This window comes from Tardiphaga sp. 215_C5_N2_1 (assembly GCF_052076055.1).
Lineage (GTDB): Bacteria > Pseudomonadota > Alphaproteobacteria > Rhizobiales > Xanthobacteraceae > Tardiphaga > Tardiphaga robiniae.
Genome location: NZ_CP197240.1, coordinates 6264868 through 6288806 on the forward strand (window position 1 = coordinate 6264868; position 23939 = coordinate 6288806).

General features: G+C 59.4%; 24 protein-coding genes and 1 pseudogene. 20 read left to right on the plus strand and 5 right to left on the minus strand.

What is annotated here, in order from left to right; all coding sequences use genetic code 11:
• Window positions 1–249 precede the first annotated feature (249 nt).
• The 12 genes and pseudogenes from AB7828_RS29710 to AB7828_RS29765 form a co-directional block, all read left to right on the plus strand.
• Window positions 250–528 (plus strand): annotated as a pseudogene (locus AB7828_RS29710) (CopG family transcriptional regulator); the annotation flags it as partial.
• 234 nt (window positions 529–762) lie between these two features.
• Window positions 763–1731 carry a P-type conjugative transfer ATPase TrbB gene (trbB, locus tag AB7828_RS29715; protein ID WP_441231950.1) on the plus strand — a complete coding sequence of 323 codons (969 nt, stop codon included), beginning with the start codon at window positions 763–765 and terminating at the stop codon, window positions 1729–1731.
• A 26-nt stretch (window positions 1732–1757) separates the two neighbouring features.
• Complete coding sequence (locus AB7828_RS29720) at window positions 1758–2051, plus strand: TrbC/VirB2 family protein (RefSeq protein ID WP_441232340.1); 294 nt, start codon at window positions 1758–1760, stop codon at window positions 2049–2051.
• Window positions 2051–2314 (plus strand): VirB3 family type IV secretion system protein, encoded by a 264-nt coding sequence (locus AB7828_RS29725; RefSeq protein ID WP_044587821.1) that lies wholly within the window; start codon window positions 2051–2053, stop codon window positions 2312–2314. The genes AB7828_RS29720 and AB7828_RS29725 overlap by 1 nt, the downstream gene beginning before the upstream one ends.
• A 10-nt stretch (window positions 2315–2324) precedes the next feature.
• Complete coding sequence (gene trbE, locus AB7828_RS29730; RefSeq protein ID WP_441231951.1) at window positions 2325–4766, plus strand: conjugal transfer protein TrbE; 2442 nt, start codon at window positions 2325–2327, stop codon at window positions 4764–4766.
• Window positions 4763–5494: a P-type conjugative transfer protein TrbJ gene (gene trbJ / locus AB7828_RS29735; RefSeq protein WP_441231952.1), complete on the plus strand. Its 732-nt coding sequence runs from the start codon at window positions 4763–4765 to the stop codon at window positions 5492–5494. Before trbE ends, trbJ begins: the two co-directional genes overlap by 4 nt.
• Entirely contained in the window at window positions 5494–5874 is a 381-nt protein-coding gene (gene trbK-alt, locus AB7828_RS29740) for a putative entry exclusion protein TrbK-alt (RefSeq protein ID WP_441231953.1), read from the plus strand. The genes trbJ and trbK-alt overlap by 1 nt, the downstream gene beginning before the upstream one ends.
• Before the next feature lie 3 nt (window positions 5875–5877).
• Entirely contained in the window at window positions 5878–7137 is a 1260-nt protein-coding gene (trbL, locus tag AB7828_RS29745) for a P-type conjugative transfer protein TrbL (protein WP_441231954.1), read from the plus strand.
• Complete coding sequence (trbF, locus tag AB7828_RS29750; RefSeq protein ID WP_441231955.1) at window positions 7137–7820, plus strand: conjugal transfer protein TrbF; 684 nt, start codon at window positions 7137–7139, stop codon at window positions 7818–7820. The genes trbL and trbF overlap by 1 nt, the downstream gene beginning before the upstream one ends.
• Before the next feature lie 92 nt (window positions 7821–7912).
• Window positions 7913–8851 carry a P-type conjugative transfer protein TrbG gene (gene trbG / locus AB7828_RS29755; RefSeq protein WP_441232341.1) on the plus strand — a complete coding sequence of 313 codons (939 nt, stop codon included), beginning with the start codon at window positions 7913–7915 and terminating at the stop codon, window positions 8849–8851.
• On the plus strand, window positions 8848–10062 hold the full coding sequence (locus AB7828_RS29760) for a TrbI/VirB10 family protein (protein WP_441231956.1): 1215 nt from the start codon (window positions 8848–8850) through the stop codon (window positions 10060–10062). The genes trbG and AB7828_RS29760 overlap by 4 nt, the downstream gene beginning before the upstream one ends.
• A gap of 9 nt (window positions 10063–10071) precedes the next feature.
• Window positions 10072–10314, plus strand: coding sequence for a DUF2274 domain-containing protein (locus tag AB7828_RS29765; protein ID WP_441231957.1), 243 nt, complete (start codon window positions 10072–10074; stop codon window positions 10312–10314).
• Here AB7828_RS29765 and AB7828_RS29770 read toward each other — a convergent pair.
• From AB7828_RS29770 to AB7828_RS29785, 4 genes are all read right to left on the minus strand, one after another.
• A complete protein-coding gene (locus AB7828_RS29770; RefSeq protein WP_441231958.1) occupies window positions 10287–11216 on the minus strand; it encodes a LysR substrate-binding domain-containing protein in 930 nt (309 codons plus the stop codon). The two genes, AB7828_RS29765 and AB7828_RS29770, sit on opposite strands and share 28 nt — an antisense overlap.
• A 104-nt stretch (window positions 11217–11320) precedes the next feature.
• Window positions 11321–11953 carry an acyl-homoserine-lactone synthase gene (locus tag AB7828_RS29775; protein ID WP_441231959.1) on the minus strand — a complete coding sequence of 211 codons (633 nt, stop codon included), beginning with the start codon at window positions 11951–11953 and terminating at the stop codon, window positions 11321–11323.
• Between the two features lie 92 nt (window positions 11954–12045).
• Window positions 12046–12774 carry a helix-turn-helix transcriptional regulator gene (locus AB7828_RS29780; RefSeq protein WP_441231960.1) on the minus strand — a complete coding sequence of 243 codons (729 nt, stop codon included), beginning with the start codon at window positions 12772–12774 and terminating at the stop codon, window positions 12046–12048.
• Window positions 12775–13123: 349 nt separating this feature from the next.
• A complete protein-coding gene (locus tag AB7828_RS29785; RefSeq protein ID WP_441231961.1) occupies window positions 13124–13972 on the minus strand; it encodes an SRPBCC family protein in 849 nt (282 codons plus the stop codon).
• Between the two features lie 181 nt (window positions 13973–14153).
• Here AB7828_RS29785 and AB7828_RS29790 point away from each other — a divergent pair, with 181 nt between their 5' ends.
• From AB7828_RS29790 to AB7828_RS29805, 4 genes are all read left to right on the plus strand, one after another.
• The gene (locus tag AB7828_RS29790) at window positions 14154–15029 is read left to right on the plus strand and encodes an FAD binding domain-containing protein (RefSeq protein ID WP_441231962.1); all 876 of its coding nucleotides are present in this window, start codon (window positions 14154–14156) and stop codon (window positions 15027–15029) included.
• Complete coding sequence (locus tag AB7828_RS29795) at window positions 15029–15553, plus strand: (2Fe-2S)-binding protein (protein ID WP_441231963.1); 525 nt, start codon at window positions 15029–15031, stop codon at window positions 15551–15553. Before AB7828_RS29790 ends, AB7828_RS29795 begins: the two co-directional genes overlap by 1 nt.
• A complete protein-coding gene (locus AB7828_RS29800; protein WP_441231964.1) occupies window positions 15550–17940 on the plus strand; it encodes a xanthine dehydrogenase family protein molybdopterin-binding subunit in 2391 nt (796 codons plus the stop codon). The genes AB7828_RS29795 and AB7828_RS29800 overlap by 4 nt, the downstream gene beginning before the upstream one ends.
• A gap of 108 nt (window positions 17941–18048) precedes the next feature.
• On the plus strand, window positions 18049–19098 hold the full coding sequence (locus tag AB7828_RS29805) for a winged helix-turn-helix transcriptional regulator (RefSeq protein ID WP_441231965.1): 1050 nt from the start codon (window positions 18049–18051) through the stop codon (window positions 19096–19098).
• 28 nt (window positions 19099–19126) lie between these two features.
• Here AB7828_RS29805 and AB7828_RS29810 read toward each other — a convergent pair whose 3' ends face one another.
• Window positions 19127–20338 (minus strand): ABC transporter substrate-binding protein, encoded by a 1212-nt coding sequence (locus AB7828_RS29810; RefSeq protein ID WP_441231966.1) that lies wholly within the window; start codon window positions 20336–20338, stop codon window positions 19127–19129.
• Window positions 20339–20485: 147 nt separating this feature from the next.
• On the opposite strand from AB7828_RS29810, the gene AB7828_RS29815 reads away from it, so the two are divergent.
• The 4 genes from AB7828_RS29815 to AB7828_RS29830 are packed head-to-tail and all read left to right on the plus strand — an operon-like array spanning window position 20486 to window position 23904.
• On the plus strand, window positions 20486–21277 hold the full coding sequence (locus tag AB7828_RS29815; protein ID WP_441231967.1) for an ABC transporter ATP-binding protein: 792 nt from the start codon (window positions 20486–20488) through the stop codon (window positions 21275–21277).
• A complete protein-coding gene (locus tag AB7828_RS29820) occupies window positions 21274–22008 on the plus strand; it encodes an ABC transporter ATP-binding protein (RefSeq protein ID WP_441231968.1) in 735 nt (244 codons plus the stop codon). Before AB7828_RS29815 ends, AB7828_RS29820 begins: the two co-directional genes overlap by 4 nt.
• A gap of 7 nt (window positions 22009–22015) precedes the next feature.
• Window positions 22016–22894, plus strand: a complete 879-nt coding sequence (locus AB7828_RS29825) for a branched-chain amino acid ABC transporter permease (protein ID WP_441231969.1) — start codon at window positions 22016–22018, stop codon at window positions 22892–22894.
• 2 nt (window positions 22895–22896) lie between these two features.
• The gene (locus AB7828_RS29830; protein ID WP_441232342.1) at window positions 22897–23904 is read left to right on the plus strand and encodes a branched-chain amino acid ABC transporter permease; all 1008 of its coding nucleotides are present in this window, start codon (window positions 22897–22899) and stop codon (window positions 23902–23904) included.
• Window positions 23905–23939 lie beyond the last annotated feature (35 nt).

Below are 23939 nucleotides of genomic sequence, written 5' to 3' on the forward strand. Positions count from 1 at the left end.
GCCGCATAGAGGTTGCAGAAGTGTGTACCGGCTGAGGGCGGTCACGTCGTCGCTTTCACCGGCATGACATGGCTTACCGCCAGACAGGTCCAGGAGGGAGAGGCTATGCCGCGGCTTGGGCATCAGTCGAAGATCCGCCGTATCGGCGAGTCGCTCGCGGAGCTGAATCCGGCAGACGGACGCTGCGCAGCGATCTGAAGCCGAGCGACAGATGGCACGGAGTTGTGAGACCATGCGCGAACGGTGATTATGCATTTCTCGCCGGAGCTCCTGTGGCAGACCATCGATCTTGTCGACCGCAAGATGCTTTCTCGATCGGTGATCGTTCAAGCGGCGGTCGCCTCGTTCTTATCTCCGAACTAGGAGGATCGGCGCGAGGCGGCGTTCGCGCCAGCTCCAACGTCGCGAACGCGATCTCGGCGTCACCGCCGAAACACTGCGCCTTTCGCCTTCTTCTGGCTGACGATCACGCCGCTCTTGCCGAACGCCGCCGCCCGGATCAGCTGCTATGAGCGGCTTGAAAAGTTCTATCGAGGTCCTTGGCCACCGGGCGCTGACGGACCGGCTTATCACAGGCTAGAAGCGTGTTGGCCAAAGCTTCGATAGCAGAGTCGTCGGTATCACCCATCTCGCCGAGTCTTTCTCTTTCTACGCCAATCTACGATCGCCTTGGGAGCGTTGTTGCGCAGGGCCGGTTCCTGCCTCTTCTATTCATCCCCATCTGAGGGCGCTTCTTAAGCGGCCTCGTTGGTGGGGGCGGCAGTGGCAATTCATTCGGTTCAAGCAGAGGCGATCTCGCGCGGCGCGCGCATGCTCCGTAGCGCGCTTGGCCCCGATATTGCGCGATACCTGGAAGACGCCTCGATCGTCGAGGTGATGCTCAACCCCGATGGCCGGTTGTGGATTGATCGGCTGTCGAGCGGCTTGATGGACACGGGAGAGACCCTCTCGGCCGCTGACGGAGAACGCATCGTTCGGCTGGTGGCGCACCACGTCGGTGCCGAAGTGCATGCTGGTGCGCCGCGCGTTTCTGCTGAACTACCTGAGACCGGCGAGCGCTTCGAAGGTCTGGTGCCACCGGTGGTCGCGGCTCCAGCCTTTGCGATCCGCAAGCCGGCGGTCGCCGTGTTCACGCTCGACGACTACGTCGCCGCCGGCATCATGACTTCGGACCAAGCTGAGGCCCTGCGGAGCTCGGTTGCTGAGCGCAGGAATATTCTGGTCGCTGGCGGTACCTCCACCGGCAAGACCACCTTGACCAACGCCCTTCTTGCGGAAGTCGCCAAAACCACTGACCGCGTCGTGCTGATCGAGGATACGCGCGAATTGCAGTGCAAGGCGCCAAACCTCGTGGCCTTACGCACCAAGGACGGCGTGGTCTCACTGTCAGATCTCGTGCGGTCGTCACTTCGCTTACGTCCCGACCGCATCCCCATCGGCGAGGTGCGCGGCGCTGAAGCACTCGATCTCCTCAAGGCTTGGGGCACCGGCCATCCCGGCGGCATCGGCACCATTCATGCGGGGACGGCGCTGGGCGCACTGCGCCGGCTCGAGCAACTCATCCAGGAAGCGGTCATCACCGTTCCGCGCGCCCTGATCGCAGAAACCATCAACATCGTTGCCGTGCTTGCCGGCCGCGGCGCGGATCGTCGTCTCACCGAACTCGCCAGCGTCACCGGGCTCGGACCCGCCGGCGACTACAGCCTTTCACCAGCAGGAGACCAAACATGAGACCTCTATCACTTCATTCTTGCGCGATGTCGATTGCCGCGTCGGGATTGGTTCTATTCACGGTCGCTCCGGCTTGGGCTGCCGGCTCCAACATGCCGTGGGAGCAGCCGCTCAATCAGATCCTGCAATCGGTCGAGGGGCCGGTCGCCAAGATCATCGCGGTGATCATCATCATCGTCACGGGTCTCACGCTCGCCTTCGGCGACTCCTCCGGTGGCTTTCGCCGGCTGATCCAGATCGTATTCGGCCTCTCGATCGCCTTCGCCGCATCGAGCTTCTTTTTGTCGTTCTTCTCGTTCGGCGGCGGAGTCTTGGTCTGATGGATGAGCCCGTCGCTGGCTTCGTGGCGCCCGTGCACCGCGCGCTGACCGAACCGATCCTGATGGGTGGCGCGCCACGGGCGGTCGCCATCGTCAACGGCACGCTCGCAGCCGCCCTTGGTCTCGGTCTGCGGCTCTGGATCGCAGGTCTTCTGTTGTGGGCGATCGGCCATGCGGCCGCGGTGTGGGCTGCCAAGCGTGATCCCGCCTTCGTCGATGTGGTGCGCCGTCATCTGCGAATTCCCGGTCATCTCAGCATCTGAGTTTTCAGTCATGATGAATCTTGCCGAATACCGCCGCTCAAATACCCGCCTCGCGGATTTCCTGCCTTGGGCCGCGTTGGTCGGGGAGGGCATCATCCTCAACAAGGATGGTTCATTCCAGCGCACAGCAAGGTTCCGCGGACCGGATCTCGACAGCGCAGTCCCGGCCGAACTCGTCGCCGTCGCTGGCCGCCTCAACAGTGCCTTGCGCCGTCTCGGGGCAGGCTGGGCCGTTTTTGTTGAAGCGCAGCGCCATGCTGCATTCGGGTATCCAACAAGCATGTTTCCGGACGTGGCGTCCGCCCTGGTCGATGCCGAGCGGAAAGCCCAGTTCGAGGAGGCGGGAGCTCACTATGAGTCGAGCTATTTTCTCACCTTTCTCTATTTGCCGCCGGCTGAGGACGCTGCACGGGCCGAGCGGTTTCTGTACGAGGGCCGCGATCGCACCGAGCACGCTGACGCACGCGAGGTGGTGCGCGGGTTCCTCGACCGCACCGATCGGGTGCTGCAGCTGGTCGAGGGCTTTATGCCGGAATGCGCCTGGCTCGATGACCCGGAGACACTGACTTATCTGCATTCCTGCGTGTCGACGAAGCGTCATCGCGTTCGGATGCCCGAGATCCCGATGTATCTCGATGCACTGCTCGCGGATCAGCCGCTGACCGGCGGCCTCGAGCCGATATTGGGTACATCGCATCTGCGCGTTCTCACTGTCGTCGGGTTTCCGACCGCGACGACGCCCGGAATACTCGACGAACTGAATCGTTTGGCATTTCCGTATCGCTGGTCGACGCGTGCGATCATGCTCGACAAGACCGATGCCACCAAATTGCTGACGAAGATTCGCCGGCAATGGTTCGCCAAGAGGAAGTCGATCGCCGCCATCCTCAAAGAGGTGATGACGAACGAGGCATCGACGCTGCTCGACACCGATGCCCACAACAAAGCTGTCGATGCCGATGCCGCGCTCCAGGAACTGGGCTCCGACCAGATCGGTGAAGCTTTTGTCACGGCGACTGTCACCGTATGGGATGACGACCCGCGCGTGGCCGATGAGAAGCTGCGGCTGGTCGAAAAGACGATCCAGGGTCGCGACTTCACCTCGATGACTGAGACGGTGAACGCCGTCGAAGCCTGGCTCGGCAGCTTGCCCGGCCATGCGTATGCCAATGTCCGGCAACCGCCGGTCTCGACCCTCAACCTCGCCCATATGATTCCGCTATCGGCGGTCTGGGCCGGAGAGGTGAGGGATCATCACTTCGCGGCACCGCCTTTGCTGTTCGGAAAAGCCGAGGGTTCGACCCCGTTCCGATTTTCTCTCCATGTCGGTGATGTCGGTCATACGCTGGTGGTTGGCCCGACCGGCGCCGGGAAATCGGTGCTACTGGCACTGATGGCGTTGCAGTTCCGCCGCTATCCGGCGTCGCAGATCTTTGCCTTCGATTTCGGCGGATCGATCCGGGCCGCTGCACTCGCCATGGGTGGCGACTGGCATGACCTGGGGGGGGCGCTGTCGGACGATGCGTCCGAGCCCGTTGCGCTGCAGCCGCTGGCCTGGATCGACGACGTCTCCGAGCGGAGCTGGGCGACCGAATGGATCGCCGCGATCCTGGCGCGGGAAAAAATCGAGATCACGCCGGAGGCCAAGGATCATCTGTGGTCCGCCTTGACGTCACTGGCCTCGGCTCCGATCCAGGAGCGCACGCTGACCGGTCTTTCCGTTCTGCTCCAGTCGAGCGCGCTAAAGCGGGCCTTGCAACCCTATTGCCTGGGAGGACCCTACGGCCGGTTGCTCGATGCCGAATTCGAGCGCCTCGGTGAATCATCGGTTCAAGCTTTCGAAACCGAAGGATTGATCGGCACCGGCGCCGCACCCGCGGTGCTTGCCTATCTCTTCCATCGGATTGGAGATCGACTCGACGGTCGCCCAACCCTTCTCATCGTCGACGAAGGTTGGTTGGCGCTCGATGACGAGGACTTTGCCGGGCAGTTGCGCGAATGGCTGAAGACGTTGCGGAAAAAGAACGCTTCCGTCATCTTCGCCACGCAGTCGCTCTCGGACATCGACGGCTCAGCGATTGCGCCTGCCATCATTGAGAGCTGTCCGACCCGCATATTGCTGCCGAACGAACGCGCGATCGAGCCGCAGATCACGGCGATCTATCGCCGCTTTGGTCTCAACGATCGGCAGATCGAGCTTTTGAGTCGGGCAACACCGAAGCGCGATTATTATTGCCAGTCCCGCCGCGGCAATAGGATGTTCGAGTTGAGCCTCGGTGAGGTCGCGCTCGCCTTTACGGCCGCTTCTTCCAAGACCGATCAGACGGCGATCGAACGCCTGCTCGCAGAACACGGCCGCGACGGCTTCGTGCCCGCTTGGCTCCGACACCGCAATGCATTGTGGGCCGCGGATCTGATCCCCAATCTGAGCAATCTGGAGCCATCGTTATGAGACGTCTTTGCTTATCTGCAGCGGCGGGTGCTGTCGCGTTGTCGCTTGCCGCGATGTCGCCGGTATCTGCGCAATGGGTCGTCTTCGATCCCAACAACTATGCCCAGAATGTCCTGACAGCGGCGCGCGAGCTGCAGCAGATCAACAATCAGATCACGTCGCTGCAAAACCAGGCGCAGTCACTGATCAATCAGGCAAAGAATCTGGCGAGCCTGCCATACTCGTCGCTGCAGCAACTTCAATCGTCGATCCAACGTACCCAGCAACTGCTCGCCCAAGCGCAACGCATTGCCTACGACGTGCAGCAGATCGACCACGCATTCTCGACCAACTATGCGCCGGCGACCAGCGGCCAATCCAGTCAGGCGCTCATCACCAACGCGCAATCGCGTTGGCAGAACTCGGTCGCCGCACTGCAGGACGCCTTGCGTGTGCAGGCCGGCGTTGTCAGCAATCTCGACACCAACCGCGCCCAGACGTCGGCGCTGGTGACTTCGAGCCAGGGCGCAAGCGGCGCGCTACAGGCGACACAGGCCGGCAACCAGATCCTAGCACTTCAGGCTCAGCAACTCGCCGATCTCACGGCGACCGTTGCAGCGCAGGGCAGGGCGCAAAATCTTGAATCGGCTCAACGTGCAGCGGCGCAGGATCAGGGCCGCGAGCAGCTGCGGCGGTTTCTGACCCCGGGCCAAGGCTATCAATCCTCAAACGTGCAGATGTTTCATTGATGAGTGCGTTCAGCAGGTTCAAACGACTGCCAGTTGTCGCGGCAGCGGCATCCATGATGTTGGTGATGGCGGCATGTGCCATCCAGCTCCGCGGTGACGGCGACGAAGCTTCGTCAAACCCGGCGGCCCCAAAGACCACGGGCACGCTCGCTCCCAGTCTTGCGCGCTGCGGGACGGTCACGCCGGAGCAGACGGCGACCTACGATTACTGCCGCCGGATCTGGGCTGAGAACCGACGTCGGTTTTTCGGTCAGAAGGGTAGTGCGACGGCTCCCGCTGGCAGTGATGCGCTCTCCAGCCAACTACTTGAGTTGCCGCCAAAGGATCAGAGCCGGATGCCACAAGGTTATCCGTCGGTGGCCTTCCCGGAGGGTGAGTAAGCCATGACCGGTACCGGCGTGATCGATCAATTCCTCGATACCTTTACCCGCTATATAGATTCTGGCTTCGGTCTTCTGGGCAGCGAAGTTGGCTTTCTTGCAACGACGTTGGCTGCAATCGACATTACGCTTGCGGCTTTATTCTGGAGCTGGGGGACCGATGACGATCTGATCGCGCGGCTCGTCAAAAAGACGCTGTTTGTCGGCGTCTTCGCCTACCTCATCGGCAACTGGAATAATCTCGCCCGCATCGTGTTCGAGAGCTTTGCCGGTCTTGGGCTGAAGGCGTCCGGCACAGGCCTGTCATCAGCGGATTTCCTGCGGCCAGGACGGATCGCCCAGGTAGGCCTCGATGCTGGCCGACCGATCCTCGACTCGATCTCCGGTCTGATGGGTTACATCAGCTTCTTCGAAAACTTCGTCCAGATCGTCGTTCTGTTATTCGCCTGGGTCGTTGTGCTGCTCGCTTTCTTCATTCTGGCGATCCAGCTCTTCGTGACCCTCATCGAGTTCAAGCTGACAACGCTCGCCGGCTTCGTGCTGATCCCCTTTGGTTTGTTCGGCAAGACCGCGTTTGCGGCGGAGCGTGTGCTCGGTAACGTCGTCTCGTCCGGCATCAAAGTTCTGGTTCTTGCCGTCATTGTTGGCATCGGCTCGACACTGTTCTCCCAATTCACGTCTGGGTTTAACGGCGGACAGCCGACCATCGAAGACGCTATGGCGCTGGTACTGGCGGCATTATCGCTGCTCGGTCTCGGCATTTTCGGTCCAGGGATCGCGAACGGTCTGGTGTCCGGTGGACCTCAGCTCGGCGCGGGTGCCGCGGTCGGGACAGGACTTGCAGCGGGCGGCATTGTTGTCGCCGGCGCGGGTCTGGCTGCAGGCGGTGCTGGTCTCGCTGGTGGAGCGATGGCGGGAGCCGCGCGGGGCGGCGCTGCGCTCACAAGCGGCGCGTCCGCGGCTTATCGCAGTGGCGGCCTCAGCGGTGTCGCCGACGCCGGGCTCTCGGCAGTGGCAAGCCCGCTGCGTCGGGCCGCGGCAACTCTCAGTAACGGCAATCAATCGGCTGGCCAGGCGCCAACCACTGGGGGGGCCGGTGCCGAGACCGGGAACACCGCGCCGAATGGTCCGCCCGAGTGGGCGCGACGCATGAAGCGTGCCCAAACCGTCAGCCATGGCGCATCAGCCGTCACCCATGCCGTTCGCTCGGGCGACCATGGTGGAGGCGGCGCATCGATCGATCTCTCTGAAGGAAACCGCTGATGTTTAAACGTCCATCCGTTCACTACGGCCGCACACCCGAGCCGGTCACGCCCTATCAAAAAGCAGCGCAAGTCTGGGACGACCGCATCGGGTCGGCCCGCGTGCAGGCAAAAAACTGGCGATTGATGGCATTTGGATGCCTCGCGCTGTCAACGGGCCTCGCCGGCAGCCTTGTCTGGCAATCGGGTCAAGGCACGATCACGCCTTGGGTGGTCGAGGTTGATCGTCTTGGCCAGGCACAGCGCGTGGCACCGGCTAATGCAGACTACCAACCGACAGATCCGCAGATCGCCTACCACCTGGCGCGATTCATCGAAGATGTCCGGGGGCTGCCGGCTGACGCCATCGTGTTGCGTCAGAATTGGCTGCGCGCCTACGACTTTACGACCGATCGCGGTGCTGCCGCTCTCAATGACTACGCCCGAACTAACGATCCCTTTGCCAGGCTCGGCAAAGTGCAGGTGTCGGTCGAGGTATCGAGCGTCATTCGCGCATCGCCGGAGAGTTTTCGGGTGGCGTGGGTTCAGCGTGCCTACGATAACGGATCTCTCAGTTCGACCGAGCGCTGGACCGCCATTCTCTCCGTCGTGATCGAGACGCCGCACGATGCCGATCGGCTGCGCAAGAATCCTCTCGGCGTCTACATCCACGCCATCAACTCGTCGAAGGAGCTTGGGCAGTGAATACGTTAGTTCGCAATAGGACTTCTCCGCACCAGACTTGCTGCAGTCGCTCCCTCTGGCTCAGATCAGATGCTTCGGCGTTCCGAACAGCGATACTTTCAGCACTGTTACTGTGCGCTCCGGCATTGAGTGGTTGCTCCACGTTCAAGCCGCCCGAGATCAGCTACGACAGTGATGTTCCGCCATTGCCTCAACCGCCCGTGCCTTTCGACGACAAGCCGCGGCCGCTTCATGTTCCTCCACTGTGGAAACCGGCTCTTGGCGGTAAGTCCGGTAGCAAGGAGGAGACCGAGCCGGTGAGCCGGGTCGAGACGGCGAACAGTGCAGCCCGGGTCGAGCCGCGCAAAAAGGGATATTTCAACGCCGCGCAGGTTTACGCCTACAGTCCGGGTGCGTTGTACCAGGTTTATGCCGCGCCCGGACAAATCACCGATATCGCGCTCGAGGAGGGCGAACAACTTACGGGATCGGGTCCTGTCGCGGCAGGCGACACCGTTCGTTGGGTCGTCGGCGATACCGAGAGCGGCAACGGAGATACCCGCCGCGTCCATATTCTGGTGAAGCCTACGCGCGCTTCGATCGAAACAAATCTTGTCGTCAACACCGATCGGCGCACCTATCTGATCGAGCTGCGTGCCGGCGAAAAACCTTATATGCCTTCGGTTGCCTGGTACTATCCAGAGGACCGGTCGGGCAGGGTGCGGTCCGTGCCGTTGACGCCGGTGCTGCCCGATCCGACGCAGCGGCGTTTCCGCTATGCCATTGAAGGTGACAGTCCGCCTTGGCGGCCTCTGACCGCTTATGACGATGGACGCAAGGTCTACATCGAGTTCCCGCAGGGCATCGTTCAAGGCGAGATGCCGCCTCTCTTCGTTATCGGCCACGATGGCAAGACCGAGATCGCGAACTACCGCGCTTACGGCAACGTCCTGATCGTCGACCGGCTCTTTGCTGCCGCGGAGTTGCGGCTCGGGGGCGAGCACCAGCAGAAAGTCCGGATTGTCCGGACCGACGGGAGGTCGTCGTCATGAGCACAGTTCAGAGCGATGAGAGCAACCAGCAGCCCGGCGAGCCGAACAGGTCGGAAGAATTGGCGCAGGGGTTCCGGTTGCGGGCAGATCATCCTCGCGTCACGCGGCTGTCCCGTAAGGTCCTGGCGGGAGGGAGTGCTGTTGCGTTGGTTCTTGTTGGAGGTGCCGTGCTTTGGGCCCTTCAAAACAACCGCTCCCGCGGGCCTACGCCGGACGAACTCTACAGCACCGATCACCATAACGTCGCTGATGGCCTCGCCGGATTGCCGCGGGACTATGCTGGCATTCCGCGTCAGGTGCCCTCGCTGGGCCCACCGCTTCCTGGTGATCTCGGCCGGCCAATCCTTGCCGCGCAGGGACAGCCGCCAACCACAACCGCGACGGGCTTCGATCAGGAGCAGCAGCGCCGCGACCAGGAGACCGAAGCCGCACGTGTCAGCCGTGTGTTCGCCTCCACCAATATCCGAGAGACGACGCCTGCAGCAACTCAGACCTCTAACGTGGACCGAGCCGCCACATCGTCCATGCCGGGCACTGACGACGGCTTTGCGCAGAACGGCCAGGATCGCAAACTTGCCTTCGTCAATGCATCGGTTGATCACCGTACCACGAGCCCGGACCGCGTCACGAAGCCAGCTTCGCCGTATGTGGTTCAGGCAGGAACGGTTATTTCAGGGGCCCTCATCACCGGCATTCGCTCAGATTTGCCCGGGCAGATCACGGCGCAGGTGACCGAGAATGTTTTTGACACACCCTCCGGTCGCCTGCTGCTGATCCCGCAGGGAGCTCGTCTGATCGGAACCTATGACAGCCAGATCGCATTCGGTCAGTCACGCGTGCTGCTGGTCTGGACACGCTTGATCATGCCGAACGGCCGCTCGATCGTGCTGGAACGCCAGCCAGGTGCGGATTCGGGCGGCTATGCTGGTCTGGAAGACGACGTCGACAATCATTGGGCCGCTCTCTTCAAGGCGGCAATGCTGTCCACTTTGCTGGCAGTCGGCAGCGAAGTGGGAGCCGGCTCCGACACCGGCAACAACGGTGACATCATTCAGGCCCTTCGCCGCGGATCGAGCGATAGCTTCAATCGAACTGGCCAGAAGATCGTTGAACGTAGTCTGAATATTCAGCCAACGCTAACAATCAGGCCGGGATTCCCGGTCCGCGTGATCGTCAATCGCGACCTGGTATTAGAGCCTTACAGAGGGTGAGGAATAAGAATGGCCAAGCTTAAGATCAGGGCGCTCGCTGACGACAAGCCAGTCAAGGTCACCGTCGAATTGTCGGCCGTGGTGCATCGTGATCTCGTCGCCTATGCGGAAGCACTCTCACGTGAAACCGGCCAGCCGGTCAATGATCCGTCAAAGCTGATCGCGCCCATGTTGACGCGATTCATGGCGACGGATCGGGGATTTGCGAAATCGCGTCGGGCGATTCACTCACCAGTCACCGGCGACGGGTAGCGCTCGGCCAACAGTTTCAGAAAGCCGTGTAGAGCTGGGTTCTCGTTATCGCCGCGCCAATGTGCTGAAAAATTCAGATAATTCGGTCGTGTCCCGTCACTCAGTTCGCGATAAACCAAACCGGCAAAGCGGGCGCCGATATCTGATTCCATGATCAGGCTGATCCCGAACCTCATACTGATCAGGCTTTTGATGATGCCCCGACCGACGTCGTGACGCTGAACTTGAGGTCTGTCCCCAGGCAAAGGGAGCTTAGAGATCAGGACACCCTCAAGTTCGTGTCCAGGGTCGTATTGACTCAGCAAAACGGTTTGATTCCGAAGGTCGGTCCACAAAACGACGTCACGCGTCGTCAAGGGATGATCCTCTGGCAACGCAACCAGGATCCGCTCGCTCCAGAGCGGAAGGGTCTGGCTTTCTGGAGAAAGCGTAGCGCTGGTTACGACGAGAACGTCGACTGTGCCGTTTCGTAGCGCAGTCGCCAGGCGCGCGCGTGATCGTTCGACGGTGACGAGTTCGATATGCGGGTAGCGTAGCTTGAAATCGAGTAACGTTGCACGCAAGTTCCCCGAGGAAAGCGACGTGCAAAGGCCTACTGCTAGTCTGCGGGTTTCTCCGGGCTCGGTTGTTTTTACGCCCGCAACGAGCGCGTCGACCTGTTCCAAGATTGCTCTTACCGACTTGAGAAATTCGCGGCCGCCCGGTGTTGGTCTCACTCCGCCGCTTGATCGCTCGAACACGAGGATCCCAATCGAGTGCTCAAGCTGGCGCACTGAGCGGCTCATCTGCGATTGACGAAGCCGCAATAGATCTGCAGCTTGTCGAAAGCTACCAGTATCCGCGGCAGTCACCGCAAATCGCAGCTGCTGTAGATCAATACCCAGCCGCTTACCGTTTGCCATGGTTCTCTCCGCCATGTTTTGATGTTCGATAGTCGGGCGTTTGTTGCGCGACGTCTGCGCGCAGACGTTGCAAGACAAAAGTTCGTGATGCCTAATGAGGGGAACTAAGCAGCGATAGACGCGACGGGAGCCCACAGCACGGGTCCACGCAGCCCACCCGCGGTACACACGCGTTCCAAGGCATCTGTCGAAACCTCGAGATAGCCCGCAACTGCTAAAGTGCTGCCGAGCGGGCGAGGCTTACCTATCCGCCGCAAGGGCCACCCGGCGCGGCGCAGGATCCGCTCCATTCGGGCATCGGTAACGGTGACGACGTCGGTAAGCTGCCGCGACAGACCGAACTCGATCATACCGGCGAAAAGTTCGTAGGTCGCCGTTGCCAGGCCGTGAGCGCCCTTGGGCGCGTCGTCCGCAACATCGAGCGCAAAGCGGCTGCTTTCCCAGATGGCCGGACTAGCGGGCGCACATGCACCGTCCAAGAGAACAGGAAAAATGTCGCGGAGCATGGTGGGGCCGGTCGAAGGGAGCAGGCGTACACAGCCCTGGATGCGTCCATCGCCCGCTCGCTGTAGCAAGTAGCAGGGCAGAAGGGCGTCGAACGCGTCGATTTCCATATCGCCGCTGACTTGGACGTCCCAATCCAGTCGTTCCCTGAAAACGCGGTAGCGCAGGCGGTGCATCTCCGCAATCTCACCAATAAAACTACCGAAGTGATCGGCCGTTATCAGTTGCATCATAATCGCCTCCTCAGTTGCTGACCTTTCAGCAATTGAGACGAATTGGTGCTTCGGCGCATCCTGTGCAGATGCACAGGTGTGCCGAAAGATAGTCAGGGCATTATCTGCCTGAAGGCAACCAATAGGGCGACAGCGTGAGAGATCGAGTGCACGCCAAGTTTTGCCTTGGCGTTTTCCAAGTGGAAGGCGGTCGTGCGACGTGTAATGCCGAGGATGCGCCCGATCTCCCAGGCAGATTTGCCTTGCGCTGCCCATCCAAGGCATTCGAATTCGCGAGGCGATAATATTATACCATTGATGACCCGTTCGGATGGGAACTTGCATCGAACATGCGCATGAAAATACATCGCCATGAGCTGAAGTACTTGTCCATGTGCTTCGATTCGCCGAGAGAAGGCGGCGCTGAGATGTTTGTCCGCAGCAAAGGTGACGGCAGCAATTGGACCACGACCATCGTGAATAGGAATTGTAAAGCCACACGCGATGCCAAATCTGGCGGCATCTTCGAATAATTCCTGCTGCGGTCGCGATAGTTTTCTCACTGTCGAGTTGAGACCCCACTGAAAGGGTTCAGCGACTTCGAGCGCTTGGGTGATCACTGGATCAAAACGTTCGTAGTGATTCTTCAAATAATGCTCAGTCCAGGTGGACGGATAAGTTGAAATTAACAGCGGAGTATCGCCTTTTCGTCTTGAAATGCGCAGGTAGGCGAAACAAGACAAGTCGAGCGCACGGGCAGTTTCCGCCATGCCGTTCTTTAGTTCCGCGGCGCTCGTACTTTCTGTGAGCCGATCAACAAACGTCTGATAAATGCGGTGCATGGCAGCGCTCAAGGCGGAGCATAAAGGTCTTCACGACGAACGGCGCGTGGTGTCTCGCCGTGGTCCCGCTTGCCGACTACCCGTCACAGGACAAACGGGAACTTAATGTTTGATTCGTAGCTCATTTCCTCATCCTCCAATGGAGTGCGGCAGCAGTTGCACACGACGATGTCTAAAGGCATTAAGATGCGGACGGGTTAAGGCGGCCCATCCGCCGCCTCAGCGAAAAACTCTCGTAGAATGAGGAAAGTCCATACCTTTCGCGATGACCGACTCCGTATCGACGGAGTTGTTCCTGACCGCGGGTGCCTGCCGCGACAGGTCTGACGCGTCGGACACCGTCAACAGGTCAGTCGCCTTCTCGTTGCGATAGCAGCAGCGCGTGGAAGCTGTGCGGATCGAGATGGACGCCAACATTGGCAGAAATGCTTTGGATGCGCCCGAGTAGATAGCCTATCGCCGCGACGATCAGGGTGAAGAGGGCCGCCACAAACTCGAACGAGGGAGCCGGTGTCATCGTCGGGATCGCGCTCGTCTTGTTTGTTATCAACCAAAGGCCTATGGCTATGATCGCGACCAAAATGGCGGACAACAGCGCCTGTGCTATTTTATCGGATTGCGGTGCTGCAGCCACGAGATGCGGACGGTGTATTGCCGGTGCGGCTTGCCCGGCGGCGCCTTGCTGGTGCAACGCGGATTGACGGCCTTGAGAGCCTGAAGGGGCCGCGGGAGCGTCGATATCAGAGCTTCCGGAAGCTCTTGTCCGAATTTCTTCGGAAAATTTCTTGAAGAAGGCATCCGACATCTTACGAGCCGTCGCGTCAATCAGTCGTCCCCCGAGTTGAGCAAGCTTGCCGCCAATTTCAGAGGAGACTTCGTAGCTCAGGAGTGTTTCGCCATCCCGCTCTTCGAGGCGAATGACAGCGCTTCCCTTGGCGAAGCCGGCAACGCCGCCTTGCCCTTCACCAGTGATGCGATAGCCGTTGGGAGGATTGAGGTCGGACAGCGTGACCGCGCCCTGAAACTTGGCGGAGACCGGTCCCACCTTGATGACCGCTATGGCCGTCATCTCGGTGTCGGAAGTCTTCGTCAATTCCTGACAGCCAGGAATGCAAGCCTTCAAGACGTCGGGGTTGTTGAGCGCAGCCCATACGACCTCGCGGCTCGCCGCTATCTGCTGCTGACCCTTCATTTCCATGGAATATCCTCCTTCGGCCGAACGCATCCGGGCGTGCTCACTTCACGCTTTATCACGAACGGCAATGGCCGCCGCTCGCGCGACAGGTTGACATTGCAGCCGTTAGTCCAGTAATGCAAGTCACTGTAACGAACAAATCGCGCGCCAAGCGATGGGCATCTGGAAACGAAGCCGAGGGTTCATGAAGCCTGCGTCATTCGATTACGTTCGCGCAGAAAGTATTGCGCACGCCGTTCGGCTGTTGTCCGGGGCCGGAGGCGACGCGAAGATCATCGCTGGCGGGCAGAGCTTGATGCCGATGATGAACTTTCGGCTGGTCAAGCCATCGCTGCTGGTCGATATCAACTCGATCTCCGGGATCGATAGTATCGAGCGCGTTGGCGACAAGCTACGGATCGGCGCGCTCGTTCGGCATCGCATGACGGCCGAGAGCGCGGACGTCACCATGTCCATACCGATCCTCCACGCGGCCATGAAGCATGTAGCTCATCTGACCGTCCGTAACCGCGGGACGTTCTGCGGCAGCGTGTGCCATGCCGATCCGGCTGCCGAAATGCCGATGATGACGCTCCTCTTGAATGGCGTGGTGAACGCCTCGTCCGTTCGTGGAAACCGGACGATTTTGGCTCACGAGTTCTTCGCTGGGTCGCTTATGACCGTGTTGGAATCGGATGAAATGGTCACTTCGATCGATATCGACACGCTTCCGGAAGGTGCCGGCTGGGGATTTGAGGAGTTTTCTCGCCGCCATGGAGACTACGCCCTGGCGGCCGTGGCGGTAACCATGGTTGCAAGTGGGGGAGTCGCCAGGGACGTACGTATCGCGATTATGGGCGTCGGGGAGACGCCGCTGCGAATATCGGGGCTGGAAGAGATGGTTGCGGGCAACGCAGTGAACGATCGACTCAAAGACGATGTAATCCATGCTCTCGGCGATTCGATCATGCCCAATTCCGATCTTAACGGATCTGCGGATTATCGTCGACATTTGGCCGGCGCTCTACTCGGTCGCGCGATCTCTAATGCCTGGACGCGCGCGAACAGGGGGCATGCGTGATGGCACCTGTCACAGTTTCCGTCACGGTGAATGGGCTTCAATATACCGGGAAAGCTGAGCCGCGCATGCTGCTCTCCGATTTTCTGCGTCACGAACTCGGCCTGACAGGGACGCATGTCGGCTGTGAGCATGGTGTATGTGGCGCCTGCACCATCCTGTTGAATGGCCGCAGTGCGCGATCCTGCCTCACGCTTGCCGTGCAAGTGCACGATGCGGACATCGAGACCGTGGAGGGCCAGGGAACGGTTGAGACGTTGGGTCGTGTGCAAAAGGCATTCCGGGATCACCACGGACTGCAATGCGGATTCTGCACACCCGGTTTCATCATGACGATAACGGATATCTTGCGTCACCACCAATTGGAGAGCGACGAGGAAATTCGCGAGGCTCTCTCCGGCAACATCTGTCGCTGCACGGGATACGAACACATCGTCAATGCGGTTCGTGAATTGGTGAAAGAACGGGATGTCTTGAAGCTGAAGCGTTTCGAAGCCGAATCCGAGGGACGGGCGCGGGCATTATGAGAATTCACGATCCGGCATCCATCGAACTTCGCCCGAAACTCGTCGGTCAGCGCATCAAGCGCACGGAGGACCCACGCCTGTTGACGGGATGCGGTCGGTATGTGGACGACATCACGCCTTCCGGAACGCTGCATCTCGCCATTCGCCGTAGCGACCAGCCGCACGCACGCATCAAATCCATCGATGTCGGCGAGGCCTTCGCTATTCCAGGCGTCGTCGGGATTTTCGACGCCAGCGATATCGAAGGCGAGACGTTGCCAGCTTTGCCCACGTCGCGCATGAAGAACTATTACGCGACGCCTATCTGGCCGCTGGCACGTGGCAAGGTCCGTTACGTCGGCGAACCTGTGGTGGCTGTGCTTGCGGAAAGCAGATATGCCGCCGAGGACGCGTTGGAATTAATCGACATCGCATACGAAACGCTGCCGTTTGCGATCAGGCAAGTGGATGCTGTCGCTGAAGATGCTCCACTCCTTCACGAAGAGGCGGGAACGAACGTCATCATCTCGCGTGAATTTGCCCGCGGCGACGTCGATGGCGCAATAGCAGGTGCGCCTATCGTGGTAAAGGGGACCTTCCGGATGACCCGGAAGACTGCGGTGTCCATGGAGAACCGGACCTATCTGGCGGAATGGGACAAGCGACGCCGATCGCTGACGCTCCATTCCTCGACCAATATTCCCGGCATTATCCGGGACGTTTTGTCTGGATGCTTGGGCCTTTCCGGGAACCACTTGCGGGTCGTCGCTCCCGATGTCGGCGGCAGTTTTGGTGGAAAAGGATCGCTCTATCCCGAAGAAATGCTCGTTTCGGTTCTGGCGCGCAAGCTCGGGCGTCCCATTAAATATACCAGCGATCGCCTCGAAGACTTATCCGCGACAAGCCAGGCCTTCGACGAGCTCATTGAGGCCGAACTCGCCGTAGACAATGAAGGCAAACTTCTCGGCCTGAGAGCCGATGTCATCGGCGATATCGGAGCCTATTCGATCTATCCTTGGACCGGTGCGCTGGAGCCTGTGCAGGTCGTCAGTTTCCTTCCCGGGCCTTATCGCCTTGAACACTATCGTGGTCGTGTCAGGGGCGTTCTGACGCCAAAGCCGCCTACGGGTCCTTATCGAGGCGTTGGTCGCCCATCATCGACATTCGCGATGGAGCGTCTCATCGACATGGCGGCGCGCAAGCTCGGAATGGACCCCGTCGAAATCCGGCGGCGAAATCTTGTGACCGCTGACGAATTTCCGTACCGGACCGCCTCGGGCATCATATGGGACAAATCTGCATTTCAGGAGTGTCTGGAGGGGGCGTGCGAGCATGCTGACTATGAAGGTCTGGTGCGCGAAAGGGATCGGGCTCGTGAGCAAGGACGCTGGGTCGGTATTGGATTGTCGAGCTACGCTGAATTGACGGGCATCGGAACGAGAATTTCCGTTGCGCCTGGTATGCCAATCAATACCGGGACTGAGACCTCGAAGATCGAAATCGACGCGACCGGCGCGATCACGGCCGCTTTCGGCATCTCATCGCACGGGCAGGGGCTGGAGACCACGCTTGCGCAAGTCATTGCCGATGAACTCGGTTGCAAGATGGAGGACGTCGAAGTCCTGCATGGCGACAGCTCGCTCGTCCCGATGAGCAGCGGCACCTATGCGAGCCGATCGGCCGTTTTGGCAGGGGGCGCAGCGACGATGTCGTCGAGAGTCGTCAAGGCCAAGGTTTTGAGGGCGGCGGCTTACTTGATGGAGGTTCCTGTCGAGGATCTCGAGGCCTCCGACGGCATCATCCGAGCCCGATCCTCCAATGCGTCGATGACGTTCAAGGAAGTCGCCAGCGCCGTGTATTCGCAAATGGGGCGTATTCCGCGCGAGCAGCGAGAGGATCTCTCGGCATCTGAAACCTATGATCCGTTTCTCGGCACCGCGTGTTCATCGACCCATCTTGCGATGGTCGAGATCGATCCGCAAACCTTCGGCGTACAAATCAAGCGTTTTGTGGTTGCGGAGGACTGCGGCCGCATCATCAATCCGATGATCGTTGATGGCCAGGTACATGGTGCAGTCGCCCAGGGCATCGGAGCGGCTTTGCTCGAAGAGATCGTCTACGATGACAAGGGACAATTTGTCACTGCCAGCTTGGCCGATTATCTTGTGCCGGTCGCAACGAATGTCCCAGATATTGGCATCGTGCATGTCGAGGCCGATCTGCCGAACAACTTGGGTGGCTTCAGGGGAATGGGTGAAGGCGGAACGATCGGCGCGCCTGCCGCGATCGCGAATGCCATTTCCGACGCGTTGTCGCCGCTGGGCATCGAAATTGACACTCTACCAGCGACCCCCGATCGAATTTTTCGCTTGGTTCTAGCTGCCCGCGCTCGCTCGGCGGCGGGATAGACGGAGGTCGCGCGGAAGCAGTACGGGTTGTTCTCGAACTCGTGGCTGGTATACAAGGCATTGAAGCGGGCTACATTGATCATAGCTCGCGACGGATAGGGCCCTGGGATGCGTTCGGCAGCGACAGCAAAGATCAGAAAGCTCCTGGAGGCAGAAAAACCGGATGCACCGGTTCGTTCGTCCCACGCCGTTTCCGAGGGAATGGAGCGAAATTGCTCGATCACGTCGACCGTCAATATCCTGTCGGATGCGTGGGCATTCCTCGTCATCCGAGAAGCGTTCTTTGGTGCAAGGCGGTTTGAGGAATTTCGAACTTCCCTCGGAATCACCCGCGCGACCTTGACCGATCGTCTGCGCCGCTTGACCCGCGAGGAGATTCTCAGGGAAGTCAGCTACTCGGAAACTTCAAGCCGTGTCGAATACAAGCTGACCAAATCCGGGATAGATCTTTATCCGACCTTCATGGCGATGATGCAATTCGGCGACCGATGGCTCGACCCGAAAAGCGGCCCCTTGCAACTGGTCCATGAAGACTGCGGGTGCGTCAGCAAGCCGTTCGTCGCCTGCTCCTGCTGCCAGGAGCGCCTCATATGCCGCGAAGTGACGTATCTGGACGGTCCGGGCGCTGGGGTGTCGGTTAGTGAGCCCGCACGGCGATCCCGACGCACGTCGGAAGACTATATGCGAGGGCGACCCAGTTCCGTGTCGCGGGCGCTCGAGGTCATTGGAGATCGCTGGAGCGTGCTGTTGTTACTGGAAGCTTTTCTGGGCTCCAATCGGTTCGATCAATTCCAGGCCGAACTCCATATCGCCACGAACATTCTGACGGACCGCCTGGCTCGCATGGTTGAGCAGGGCGTTTTCAAAAAGAAATTATATCAGACGTCGCCTGAGCGTTTCGAATACGTGCTCACCAACATGGGCAGTGAGCTCCATGGGCCGCTCATGATGATGATGGCTTGGGGCGATCGATGGAGGGCGGACGGCCAGCCCCCGATGTTGGTGAAGCATCTTTCCTGCGGCAACGTCACGCAGCCTCAAGTGCTGTGCAATCGCTGCGGGAAGCCCGTATTGGCTTATGCTATGAAGTACCGCATGCGTTACGATCCGGATCAGTTCGGCGGGCGCAAAAACAGCCGGGCGATACCCGGCCGTTGATGGAGCAATTGATCGCTTCCGGATCGGGTTACTTCTTCACGAGCGGGCAGGCGCTTTGGGACAACGGCCGGAAGGCCTCGTTTCCTGGGATGGTCGCTCGGAGTTTGTAATAGTCCCACGGATACTTCGACTCCGACGGCTTCTTGACTTCATAGACGTACATGTCATGGACGAAGCGACCGTCTTCCCGCAGACGACCATCCTTTGCGAAGAAGTCGTTGACGGGCATTTCACGCATCTTGGCCATCACGGTCTTCGCGTCGTCGGTTCCGGCTGCCTTGATCGCATTGAGGTAATGCATCGTGGACGAATAGTCGCCGGCGTCGCCCATATGAGGCATTCGCTTTGTGCGCTCGAAGAAGCGCTTGGCGAACGCTCGCGTCTCTTCATCCCGGTCCCAATAGAACCCGGTCGTCAATACAAGTCCCTGGCCTGACTTCAGACCCAACGAATCGATATCGGTATCCCAGACGAGCAATCCCGCAAGGGTTTGCTTGCCGCCATCGGTCAAACCGAAGTCTTTTGCCGACTTCATCGCATTGATGAACGTTGTGCCAGAACCGGCGATCGCCACAACCTTTGCTTTTGATGCTTGGGCTTGCAGAAGGAAGGATGAGTGGTCTGGTGTATCGATAGGATACCGGATCGCGCCGATGACCTTGCCTCCGTTCGCCTTCACGACGGCGGACGTATCATTTTCCAGTGCGTGTCCGAACGCATAGTCCGCAGTCAGAAAATACCAGGAGTCAAAGCCCTCCTTGATGAGTGCCTTGCCGGTGCCCTGAGCCAATGCATAGGTGTCGTAGGCGTAGTGAATGCTGTTGGGAGTACAAGAGTCTCCGGTGAGACGGGATGAACCGGAGCCGTTCACGATCGCAATCCGGCTCTTCTCCTGAGCGATATTCGTCACCGCAAGCGCAATCGACGAATTGATCAGGTTTCCGATCATATCGACCTTGCCGACATCATACCATTCGCGCGCTTTTGCAATTGCCACTTCATTGCGGTTCTGATGATCCGCAACCACGACGTCGATCGGTTTGCCGAGAACGGATCCGCCGAAGTCCTCGACCGCCATCTTGATAGCGACGACCGAGCCCTCGCCTGACTCGTGCGAGAATTGTCCTGACATGTCGGTCATAACGCCGATGCGGACCAGGTCATCCGATAACTTGGACTGAGCTAATGCAGGACCCGTTAGAGCTGCGGCCACGGTTAGCGATAGTGCGATACGTTTCATAATCCCTCCCAAAAATTTGGCCCGTTGCATGTTCTGTTGACCAGCGGCGCAATAGGCTTGCATAACTAGACTAATTTGATATGAAGCTGTCAATGACCTTGCAACGTGATCTTTCGGTTGCAGTGCAAACGAAATGGGAGGAGAGCGATGGCGGCTGATCCGCATCATCCGGAGACGGAAGTCGTGCTGCGCGCACGGGGGCTGCGGAAGGATTTCCGCGGATACTCTGCCGTCTCCGACGTCAATCTTGATGTGCGACGTGGCGATATCCACGCGCTGATCGGACCCAACGGCGCCGGAAAGACGACCGTTTTCAATCTACTGACCAAGTTTCTGGCACCGACCGCTGGGCAAATACTTTTGGACGGAGTGGACGTCACCCGCGAACGTCCGGCGGCATTGGCGAGACGCGGCTTGGTGCGGTCGTTCCAGATATCGGCCGTGTTCTCGCATCTCACCGTGAGCCAGAACATCATTGTCGCACTACAGAGGTCTTGCGTATCGCCTGTGGCGTTTTGGCGCGGACGTCGGCAGCTCGGCGATGTAACCGGCCGCGTCGAGGAATTGCTGCAGCAGGTTGATCTCGTTCGGTTCGCGAAGCATCGCGCGGGAGATCTTGCCTACGGCCGCAAGCGCGCGCTTGAGCTTGCGACCACTTTGGCGGCCGAGCCGAAGATCATGCTTCTTGATGAACCTACCCAAGGCCTTGGCCACGAGGATATCGACCGCATCACCGCACTCATCAAGCAATCCGCGATCGGTCGCACCGTCGTCATGGTCGAGCACAACATGAAAATGGTTGCGAGCATCGCCGACCGGATCAGCGTTCTACGGCGCGGATCGATCATCGCCGAAGGCGTGTACGAGGACGTGTCACGCGATCCAGAGGTCATCGAGTCATACTTGGGATCGAAATCGCGACGGGAGAGGAAGCGATGACGGTGGCTGCTCACCCACAGGTTTCTGAGGCCGAAACGGTTCTGTCGATCGTGGACCTGCATGCATGGTACGGCGAGTCGCACGTCCTGCACGGTATGTCCTTGGACCTTTGCGCAGGGGAAGTTGTGGCCCTGCTCGGCCGCAACGGAAGCGGCCGAACATCGACCCTGCGCGCTATCATGGGTCTCGTAGGTCGGCGGAGTGGTCGAATCAACGTTTACGACCGCAACGTTATTGAAATGCCGCCTCATAAGATCGCGCGTCTGGGTGTCGGTTACTGTCCGGAAGAACGGGCAATCTTCTCATCGCTGTCATGTGAGGAAAATCTCCTTCTTCCGCCGCAGCAGTCTGGGCGTGGCATGTCGGTGGAAGAGATTTACGAGCTCCTGCCGAACCTGGCTGAACGGAAAAACACGCAGGGCACCAAGTTGTCGGGTGGCGAACAGCAGATGCTCGCGATCGCCCGAATTTTGCGGACCGGCGCGAAAATCCTTTTGCTTGATGAGATTTCGGAGGGACTGGCGCCGGTCATCGTCGATCGACTCTTCGACCTCGTGCTTGAATTGAAGGACCGAGGATACGCGGTCCTTCTGGTCGAGCAGAACAAGAATTTCGCGGCTCCGTTGGCGGACCGTTTCGTCGTCGTCGAACACGGGGAAGTCGCGATGCGCCTGACCGCCGACGAGTTGGAGCAAAAGTCGGCGATGGTCGATCGCACTCTTGGCGTTTGAGGTCAGTATGTTCGAAATTCCACTACAGGTATGGCTTGGGCAGATTACGATCGGACTGGTCAATGGATCGTTCTATGCGATCCTCAGTCTGGGCCTGGCTCTGATCTTCGGTTTGCTCAATATCATCAATTTCGCGCATGGCGCGCTCTACATGCTCGGCGCGTTCGGCGTCTATCTCGCTCTCCATAAGTTGGGCGTAAATTACTGGCTGTCGTTGTTGCTAGTGCCGCTCGTGATCGGCGCCTTCGGAGCATTTATCGAGCGTGTTTTACTTCGGAGGCTCTCCGGGCTCGATCACCTCTATAGTCTTCTCTTCACTTTCGGCCTGGCATTGGTTCTCGAGGGAATCTTCCGAGACATCTATGGTTCGGCCGGATTGCCGTATCCAGCACCGCCCAGCTTGAGCGGCCTCGTCGATCTTGGCTTCATGCGTCTGCCGATCTACCGGGTCTGGATCGTCGGAGTGTCGCTGATCGTATGTGTCGGCGTCTGGTATCTTATCGAGCGAACGAAGATCGGGGCCTATCTTCGTGCTGGAACCGAGAATCCGCGGATCGTGCAGGCCTTGGGCATCGACGTCCCTTTGATGGTCACGATGGTTTATGCGCTCGGCGCGGCACTGGCGGCGTTCGCCGGCGTGCTCGCGGCACCTATTTACCAGGTTCAGCCGCTTATGGGTTCGAACATCCTGATCGTGACCTTTGCGGTCGTCGTCATCGGCGGTCTTGGATCCACGGCGGGGGCGATTGCGACCGGACTTGCCCTTGGGGTCATCGAGGGGTTGGCCAAGGTCATCTATCCCGAGATCTCCTCCACCATCGTCTTCATCGTCATGGCGCTTGTTCTTCTGACGCGCCCTGCTGGCCTCTTTGGACGCGGAGCGTGACCATGTCATTCCGAAATTCAACGCTCCTTGCGCTCAGTCTCATCGTAGTCGGCGCCATATTGCCATTTACGGGACTCTATACGCAGTTCCTGATGAAGTGCATTGCGCTCGCTCTGTTCGCGGTCGCGTTCAACTTCTTCACTGGAAACGTCGGCTTGCTTTCGATTGGCCACGCCGCGTTCTTTGGTGTCGGAGCGTATGCTGCGGGCTATGCAACAAAATCCTGGGGATTCACGCCAGAAGTGTCGCTGCTTCTCAGCATGGTTGTCGGTGCGATGATCGGCCTTGTGATGGGGGCGATGGCGATCCGTCGGCAAGGCATCTATTTCGCAATGATCACCTTGGCTCTGGCCCAGATGGTTTACTTCATCTGTGTCCAGTCTCCATTCACGGGAGCGGAAGACGGCCTCCAGCGCATCCCGCGACGTCCGTTGTTCGGATTGGTCGATATCTCGAATGACAGTGCGCTCTATATCGTCCTTCTGTTGATCTTTACGCTGTCGGTTTGGGCGTTGCAGCGTCTTATGGAAGCACCATACGGACAGGTGCTTCTCGCGATTCGCGATAACGAGCCGCGGGCGATCTCGCTCGGCTACGATGTTCAAGCCTATAAGCTTTCGGCTTTCACGATCTCGGCGGGGATCGCGGGACTGGCAGGAGGCACGAAGGCGCTCACCCTTGGGTTTGCGGGCCTTCCGGATGTTCATTGGACTCAATCCGGAAGCGTCATTCTTATGTGTCTTCTGGGCGGTCTGGGTACACCGCTCGGTCCAATCGTGGGTGCGATTCTGATCGTCACGTTGGAAAGCAAACTGTCGGGCCTCGGCACGGTGCAACTGGCCGGCTGGTCGATAGATTTTTCGACCAAGGTGCCCGTGATCATCGGCCTGATTTTCATGTCCTGTGTGTTGCTGTTCCGCCGCGGTGTCGTCGGAGAGATCACTGCGTGGTTTCAGAATCTTCGGATCGAGAGGCAGCGCAAAATCGAGAAGGCGGATGCGCTTTCGTGAGTTGACATCCCGAACGCAAAACAGTCTAGTTATGC

Bases quoted from the DNA above. Each gene is read 5' to 3' on its own strand.
- AB7828_RS29720 (WP_441232340.1), top strand. From the start codon at position 1,758: ATGTCGATTGCCGCGTCGGGATTGGTTCTATTCACGGTCGCTCCGGCT.
- AB7828_RS29725 (WP_044587821.1), top strand. From the start codon at position 2,051: ATGGATGAGCCCGTCGCTGGCTTCGTGGCGCCCGTGCACCGCGCGCTG.
- trbE (WP_441231951.1), top strand. From the start codon at position 2,325: ATGATGAATCTTGCCGAATACCGCCGCTCAAATACCCGCCTCGCGGAT.
- trbJ (WP_441231952.1), top strand. From the start codon at position 4,763: ATGAGACGTCTTTGCTTATCTGCAGCGGCGGGTGCTGTCGCGTTGTCG.
- trbK-alt (WP_441231953.1), top strand. From the start codon at position 5,494: ATGAGTGCGTTCAGCAGGTTCAAACGACTGCCAGTTGTCGCGGCAGCG.
- trbL (WP_441231954.1), top strand. From the start codon at position 5,878: ATGACCGGTACCGGCGTGATCGATCAATTCCTCGATACCTTTACCCGC.
- trbF (WP_441231955.1), top strand. From the start codon at position 7,137: ATGTTTAAACGTCCATCCGTTCACTACGGCCGCACACCCGAGCCGGTC.
- AB7828_RS29760 (WP_441231956.1), top strand. From the start codon at position 8,848: ATGAGCACAGTTCAGAGCGATGAGAGCAACCAGCAGCCCGGCGAGCCG.
- AB7828_RS29765 (WP_441231957.1), top strand. From the start codon at position 10,072: ATGGCCAAGCTTAAGATCAGGGCGCTCGCTGACGACAAGCCAGTCAAG.
- AB7828_RS29770 (WP_441231958.1), bottom strand. From the start codon at position 11,216: ATGGCAAACGGTAAGCGGCTGGGTATTGATCTACAGCAGCTGCGATTT.
- AB7828_RS29775 (WP_441231959.1), bottom strand. From the start codon at position 11,953: ATGATGCAACTGATAACGGCCGATCACTTCGGTAGTTTTATTGGTGAG.
- AB7828_RS29780 (WP_441231960.1), bottom strand. From the start codon at position 12,774: ATGCACCGCATTTATCAGACGTTTGTTGATCGGCTCACAGAAAGTACG.
- AB7828_RS29785 (WP_441231961.1), bottom strand. From the start codon at position 13,972: ATGGAAATGAAGGGTCAGCAGCAGATAGCGGCGAGCCGCGAGGTCGTA.
- AB7828_RS29790 (WP_441231962.1), top strand. From the start codon at position 14,154: ATGAAGCCTGCGTCATTCGATTACGTTCGCGCAGAAAGTATTGCGCAC.
- AB7828_RS29795 (WP_441231963.1), top strand. From the start codon at position 15,029: ATGGCACCTGTCACAGTTTCCGTCACGGTGAATGGGCTTCAATATACC.
- AB7828_RS29800 (WP_441231964.1), top strand. From the start codon at position 15,550: ATGAGAATTCACGATCCGGCATCCATCGAACTTCGCCCGAAACTCGTC.
- AB7828_RS29805 (WP_441231965.1), top strand. From the start codon at position 18,049: ATGCGTTCGGCAGCGACAGCAAAGATCAGAAAGCTCCTGGAGGCAGAA.
- AB7828_RS29810 (WP_441231966.1), bottom strand. From the start codon at position 20,338: ATGAAACGTATCGCACTATCGCTAACCGTGGCCGCAGCTCTAACGGGT.
- AB7828_RS29815 (WP_441231967.1), top strand. From the start codon at position 20,486: ATGGCGGCTGATCCGCATCATCCGGAGACGGAAGTCGTGCTGCGCGCA.
- AB7828_RS29820 (WP_441231968.1), top strand. From the start codon at position 21,274: ATGACGGTGGCTGCTCACCCACAGGTTTCTGAGGCCGAAACGGTTCTG.
- AB7828_RS29825 (WP_441231969.1), top strand. From the start codon at position 22,016: ATGTTCGAAATTCCACTACAGGTATGGCTTGGGCAGATTACGATCGGA.
- AB7828_RS29830 (WP_441232342.1), top strand. From the start codon at position 22,897: ATGTCATTCCGAAATTCAACGCTCCTTGCGCTCAGTCTCATCGTAGTC.